The 6,190-nt window shown below is 36.5% G+C and carries 11 protein-coding genes (1 of these 11 running past the window's edge); all 11 read right to left on the bottom strand.

All coding sequences use genetic code 11. The annotated features are described in order from the left end of the window. On the bottom strand, positions 1-483 hold the 5' portion of the coding sequence (gene truA, locus JJQ93_RS12260) for a tRNA pseudouridine(38-40) synthase TruA (protein ID WP_274893951.1). 252 nt of this gene lie to the left of the window's left edge; only the first 483 of its 735 coding nucleotides appear in the window; the start codon lies at positions 481-483; its stop codon lies off the left edge, out of view. Positions 484-490: 7 nt separating this feature from the next. Then, positions 491-1,297, bottom strand: a complete 807-nt coding sequence (locus tag JJQ93_RS12255; RefSeq protein ID WP_274893950.1) for an energy-coupling factor transporter transmembrane component T family protein — start codon at positions 1,295-1,297, stop codon at positions 491-493. After that, on the bottom strand, positions 1,290-2,147 hold the full coding sequence (locus JJQ93_RS12250; protein ID WP_274893949.1) for an energy-coupling factor transporter ATPase: 858 nt from the start codon (positions 2,145-2,147) through the stop codon (positions 1,290-1,292). The genes JJQ93_RS12255 and JJQ93_RS12250 overlap by 8 nt, the downstream gene beginning before the upstream one ends. Then, positions 2,132-2,977, bottom strand: coding sequence for an energy-coupling factor transporter ATPase (locus JJQ93_RS12245; protein ID WP_274893948.1), 846 nt, complete (start codon positions 2,975-2,977; stop codon positions 2,132-2,134). The genes JJQ93_RS12250 and JJQ93_RS12245 overlap by 16 nt, the downstream gene beginning before the upstream one ends. A gap of 86 nt (positions 2,978-3,063) precedes the next feature. Further along, positions 3,064-3,402, bottom strand: coding sequence for a 50S ribosomal protein L17 (rplQ, locus tag JJQ93_RS12240; RefSeq protein ID WP_274893947.1), 339 nt, complete (start codon positions 3,400-3,402; stop codon positions 3,064-3,066). A 12-nt stretch (positions 3,403-3,414) separates the two neighbouring features. Further along, a complete protein-coding gene (locus JJQ93_RS12235; RefSeq protein ID WP_284700614.1) occupies positions 3,415-4,365 on the bottom strand; it encodes a DNA-directed RNA polymerase subunit alpha in 951 nt (316 codons plus the stop codon). Between the two features lie 41 nt (positions 4,366-4,406). After that, positions 4,407-5,027, bottom strand: a complete 621-nt coding sequence (rpsD, locus tag JJQ93_RS12230) for a 30S ribosomal protein S4 (protein WP_014757941.1) — start codon at positions 5,025-5,027, stop codon at positions 4,407-4,409. Between the two features lie 12 nt (positions 5,028-5,039). Continuing rightward, positions 5,040-5,432, bottom strand: a complete 393-nt coding sequence (rpsK, locus tag JJQ93_RS12225) for a 30S ribosomal protein S11 (protein WP_013787171.1) — start codon at positions 5,430-5,432, stop codon at positions 5,040-5,042. A 14-nt stretch (positions 5,433-5,446) separates the two neighbouring features. After that, positions 5,447-5,815: a 30S ribosomal protein S13 gene (rpsM, locus tag JJQ93_RS12220; RefSeq protein WP_013297002.1), complete on the bottom strand. Its 369-nt coding sequence runs from the start codon at positions 5,813-5,815 to the stop codon at positions 5,447-5,449. Positions 5,816-5,826: 11 nt separating this feature from the next. Then, positions 5,827-5,940, bottom strand: coding sequence for a 50S ribosomal protein L36 (gene rpmJ / locus JJQ93_RS12215; RefSeq protein WP_013787170.1), 114 nt, complete (start codon positions 5,938-5,940; stop codon positions 5,827-5,829). A 15-nt stretch (positions 5,941-5,955) separates the two neighbouring features. After that, a complete protein-coding gene (infA, locus tag JJQ93_RS12210) occupies positions 5,956-6,174 on the bottom strand; it encodes a translation initiation factor IF-1 (protein WP_013297001.1) in 219 nt (72 codons plus the stop codon). Positions 6,175-6,190 lie beyond the last annotated feature (16 nt).

The following is a 6,190-nucleotide window of genomic DNA, read 5'->3' as shown; positions in this document are numbered from 1 at the left end:
GCTTCCACTGGCTTTAAATGCTGAAAAATCATGTGTTCCTTTTAAATACGTCAATGATTCTACCATTTTATCTAAATCTAATTCATCACTTATATGCCAGCTATAATTTCTGCATATAGGCGAATTAAATTTTCTGTTGTATATGATGTATTTATACCTTTTGCCTTTAGCAGAATACCGAGAATGAAAATCCATACCTGCTTCATAAGCATCTCTAATGACTATGTCTTTTGGAAGCACGCTATTTAATGCGTTGGGTATTTTTGATAGAGGTATATTACAGTTAGATATGAAGTTGGCAACTTGATTTAAGGCATGAACTCCAGCGTCTGTTCTGCTGGAACCAATCAAGTTTACATCTTCTGATGTTATTTTTTTTATCGCCTTCGTTATGACTTCTTGAACTGTAACAGCGTTTTTCTGAATCTGCCACCCATGATAATTTGTCCCATCGTATTCTATTACCAAAACTATGTTTCTCATTTAGCTATCACCATGGCCAAAATCTATTCCATATTATTATTCCCACGAGAATCGCTGTCAACAAAATTGCTAAATAATCTCTATTGCTTACTTTTAATTGCTTTAACTTTGTCCTATTGAATCCACCTCTATAACACCTTGCTTCCATTGCCACTGCGAGTTCATCAGCTCTCCTAAAAGCACTGATAAATAAAGGCACCAATAGCGGAATCAAATTTTTAGCTCTTTTGACTAAATTGCCACTTTCAAAGTCAGCACCTCTGGCCATTTGAGCTTTCATTATTTTATCTGTTTCTTCCAGCAGTGTCGGTATGAATCTCAGCGCTATTGTCATCATCATTGCTAATTCGTGGGCAGGTAATCCAATAGATTTAAATGGCGTTAAGAGGTTTTCTATTCCATCTGTAAGGGCAATCGGTGATGTTGTCAATGTCAATAGCGATGTGCCAACTATCAGAAATATAAGCCTTAACCCCATAAATACAGCTAATCTTACTCCATTTGAAGTTATCTTAAGCGGTCCTATTGACGCAAGGTAGGTTCCACCAGGAGTAAAAAATATATTCAATCCAACAGTTAATATTAAAATCACGAGAATTGGCTTTAACCCTTTAAAGATATAACTTAATGGTATTTTTGAAACAAATACGCTTAATAGCAAAAACAATAGAATAAAAATATAGCCAGAAAACTTCGTGATTATGAATAGCGAAATAATAAATATTACAGATAATATTATTTTCACTCTTGGATCTAAACGGTGTATGAATGTATTGCCAGGTATATACTGACCAATAGTTATATTTTTAAGCATTATCAACACCCCTAAGGTACTCCAATATATATTTCTTGGCTTCATCAACTGTCAAAATGTCATCAGGAAGATCTATCCCATTTTTCCTCAATTCTCTTACAAGATAGGTAATTTGCGGCACACCAAGTCCTATCTTCTCAAGTTCTTCAACATGTTTAAAAACTTCTTTAGGAGTACCTATCAACGAAACTTTGCCATCATGCATGACAATGATTTTATTCACCAATTTTGCTATGTCTTCCATACTATGTGAGACAAGTATCGTAGTCATATTGTACATTTGATGAATCTGCTTTATTTGATGAAGAATTTCATCTCGACCTTTTGGGTCAAGCCCTGCAGTTGGTTCATCTAATATCAAAATTTTAGGCATCATAGACAATACTCCTGCAATGGCTACTCTTCTTCTTTCTCCACCTGATAATTCAAATGGGGACATATCTTTTATTTTTATATCAAGCCCAACTATCCTCATAGCGTCGTATACTCTTTTTTCTATTTCATCGTCTGAAAGACCCAAATTTGATGGTCCAAAGGCAATATCCTTGTATATTGTTTCTTCAAAAAGTTGATGTTCAGGATATTGAAACACAATACCTACTTCTTTTCTAATGTCTTTTAAATCTTTTTTCGTTGTTATGTCAATACCATTTACAATAATCCTGCCTGAAGTCGGTTTTAAAAGACCATTCAAGTGCTGAATGAGGGTAGATTTTCCAGAGCCTGTATGCCCTATTATTCCAACAAATTCGTTATCATCGATTGTAAAGCTCACATCTTTTAGTGCAACAGATTCAAACGGCGTGCCTTCATTATACACGAAGGAAATATTTTCTACTTGTATTGACATATAAACCTCACCATCTCATCTACGGTTAATATTTCTGTAGGAATATCTATACCCTCTTGCTTTAACTTGTATGCTAACTCTGTAACTTGAGGGACATCGAGACCCAAATCTTTAAGAATTTTTACTTCTTTAAATACATCTTTAGGTGCTCCATCTAATGCAATTTTACCATTATCCATCACAATTACCCTGTCGGCAAGTACAGCTTCTTCCATAAAGTGTGTGATCAATATTATGGTGATTCCATTTTCTTTATTAAGCTTCTGTACCGTATTTATGACTTCTTTTCTGCCTTTAGGATCCAACATGGCCGTAGGTTCATCTAATATTATGCATTGCGGTCTCATTGCTATGACTCCTGCAATGGCTATCCTCTGTTTTTGCCCTCCCGAAAGCATGTGTGGCGCAAACTCTCTATATTTATACATATCAACTGCGTTTAATGCAAAATCCACTCTTTCTCGAATTTCTTTCGGATCTATTCCAAGGTTCTCAGGGCCAAAAGCCACATCTTCTTCAACAATCGTTGCTACCAACTGATTGTCTGGATTTTGAAATACCATACCCGCTGTCTGCCTTATGTCCCATAAATGGGATGTATCTTTTGTGTTCATTCCATTGACATACACATCACCTTCTGTCGGAACCAAAAGCGCATTAAAATGCTTTGCAAGCGTTGATTTTCCTGACCCATTGTGGCCAATAATCGCAATAAACTTTCCTTCATCAATATCTATATTCAAACTATTCAATACTAATTTTTTGCTGCTGTCATTACTTTCAGCCTCATAAACAAATGTAAGGTCTTTCGTCATAATTATTTTTCCCAAATGACCACCTTCTTTAAAGACCAATACTAATTGGCAAAACTATTAAAATAGGAGTTAAGTTTTGTCTAACTTAACCCCTTTTGAGCCTAAATGAGTTCTAAGATAACCAGCGGAGCCGCATCGCCTCTACGAGGACCAAGTTTCAATATTCTTGTGTACCCGCCATTTCTTTCTGAATATTTTGGAGCAATCTCATCAAATAACTTTTTCACTACTGTTTCATCAGTTAAATACGCCAAAGCTTGTCTCCTTGCGTGTAAATCGCCCCTTTTTCCAAGAGTAATCATCTTTTCAGCAATGCTTCTTACTTCTTTGGCTCTGGCTTCTGTAGTTTGGATTCTTCCATAGTTTAAAAAGCTTGTTGTAAGGTTTCTCAACATAGCTCTTCTTTGGTCATGTGGTCGACCTAATTTTCTGTAACCCATTATCTGCCCTCCTTACTCTTCACTCTTTTGCAATGATAGTCCTAAAGCTTTCAGCTTCTGTTCGACTTCAACTAATGATTTCTTTCCGAGATTTCTGACTTTCATCATTTCTTCTTCAGTCTTTTGAACTAAATCTTGGACAGTATTAATTCCTGCTCTTTTAAGGCAGTTGTATGACCGTACAGAAAGATCAAGTTCTTCGATCGTCATATCAAGCGGTTTATCTGTCTTTTTCTCTGACTTCTCAACCAAAACTTCCATGTCGTTATAATTGTCTGCAAATGAAGTAAACAAGTTAAAATGATCGATCAGTATTTTCGCAGCTAAACTTATGGCTTCTTTAGGACTTATAGTTCCATTTGTCCATACTTCCATTGTAAGCTTGTCATAATCTGTAACCTGACCAACACGCGTATTTTCTACGTTATAGCTTACTTTTTTAACTGGAGTAAATATAGAATCAACCGGTATGATACCTATTGGCTGATTCGGTTCTTTATTCTTATCTGATGGAACATATCCTTTGCCTTTTACCAACTCAATCTCCATGTTCAACTTACCATTATCGCTAAGCGTAGCAATATGAAGATCTGGATTCATTATTTCGACATCGCCGTCAGATATTATATCTCCCGCTGTGACTTCTCCTTTGCCTTCTGCTTCAATTCTAACTATCTTTGGTTCGTCTGTATATAATTTCACTGCCAACTCTTTTAAATTAAGTATTATCTCAGAAACATCCTCTTTTACGCCTGGCACTGTAGAAAATTCATGCAGTACCCCATCTATTTTTATCGTCTTTGCTGCAGCACCTGGAAGCGATGATAAAAGCATACGGCGCAAAGAATTGCCAAGTGTTATTCCATAACCACGTTCAAGTGGTTCAATGACAAACTTTGCATACGTGTCATCATTGGATTGCTCCACTATCTCAATTTTTGGTTTTTCTATTTCAATCACCATTTAAACCCTCCTTTTTTTAATCTTGCGAGGGTAACCGATTATTACCTTGAATACAATTCAACAATCAAGTGCTCTTCAATTGGCAAATCTATATGCTCTCTTGTTGGCAGAGATAAAACTTTACCCTCTAATGAATCCCTATTGAAATCTAACCAATCAGGTATATTAGTAGAAGCTTCTACATTATTCTTAATGACATCTAATGATTTGCTGCTGTCTTTTACAGATATTACATCGCCGGCTTTTACTAAATATGAAGGTATATCCACCTTCTTGCCGTTTACAAGAATATGACCGTGTGATACAAATTGCCTTGCTTGAGCTCTTGAAGATGCTATTGACAATCTGTAAACCACATTGTCAAGTCTTCTTTCAAGAAGCTGCAACAGATTATCACCGGTAATGCCTTTCATTCTTTCTGCTTCTTCGAAATATCTTTCAAATTGTCTTTCAAGAACTCCGTAATACCTTCTTAATTTTTGCTTTTCTCTCAACTGTGCACCATAGTTTGTGAGCTTCTTCTTGTTTTGCCCATGTTGCCCAGGAGCATATGGTCTTCTTGCAAAAGGACATTTTTCAGTATAGCATTTATCGCCTTTCAAAAATAATTTCATGCCTTCTCTGCGGCACAATTTACATGTAGATTCTGTATATCTTGCCATTATTGCACCTCCTTACACTCTTCTTCTCTTAGGTGGTCTGCACCCATTATGTGGAATAGGTGTGACATCCTTTATAAGACTTACTTCTAAACCAGCAGCCTGTAAAGCTCTTATTGCTGCCTCTCTACCTGCACCTGGTCCTTTGACAAATACATCCACAGTCTTGAGTCCATGTTCCATTGCAGCTTTTGCTGCTGTTTCTGCTGCCATTTGTGCAGCATACGGTGTAGATTTTCTTGAACCTTTAAAACCTAATGTTCCTGCACTCGACCAAGCCAAAGCATTACCAGCCATATCTGTCAACGTAACTATTGTATTATTAAATGTTGAATGAATGTGTGCTGCCCCACGTTCAACATTTTTGCGTTCACGACGTTTTGCTGTTCTTTTAACTTTTTTTGCCATAATTTCCCTCCTTATTATTTCTTCTTCTTAGCGACAGTCTTTTTAGGACCTTTTCTGGTACGAGCATTTGTCCTTGTCCTTTGGCCGCGCACTGGCAAACCCTTTCTATGCCTTATCCCTCTATAGCATCCTATATCAATAAGTCTCTTTATATTTAAAGAAACTTCTCTTCTTAAATCACCTTCGACTTTATACTCTTTGTCAATTATATCTCTTAATCTCGACACTTCATCCTCTGTGAGATCTTTTACTCTTGTATCTGGATTAACGCCAGCTTTAGCCAATATCTCGTTTGAACGAGAACGTCCTATGCCGTAAATATAAGTCAATCCTATCTCAACGCGTTTTTCTCTAGGTAAATCAATGCCAGCAATTCTTGCCATCTTTACACCTCCTAACCTTGTTTTTGCTTGTGTTTAGGATTCTCACAAATTATCATTACTTTGCCTTTTCTTTTTATAACCTTACATTTTTCGCAAATCGGTTTTACCGATGGTCTTACCTTCATTATTATACCTCCTTATCACTTACCGCGCCATACAATTCTTCCTCTTGTCAAATCATATGGGGATAATTCAAGCGTAACTCTGTCACCTGGTAGAATCCTGATAAAATTCATCCTAAGTTTGCCAGAGATATGCGCCAAAATTCTATGTCCATTATCAAGTTCCACCTGAAACATTGCATTTGGTAAAGCTTCTATTACTTTACCTTCTACTTCGATAACATCATCCTTTGCCAAGGATATCATACCCTCC

It is taken from the genome of Thermoanaerobacterium sp. R66 (genome assembly GCF_028895185.1).
Taxonomy (GTDB): domain Bacteria; phylum Bacillota; class Thermoanaerobacteria; order Thermoanaerobacterales; family Thermoanaerobacteraceae; genus Thermoanaerobacterium.
This window is presented reverse-complemented; position numbering and strand designations above follow the sequence as displayed.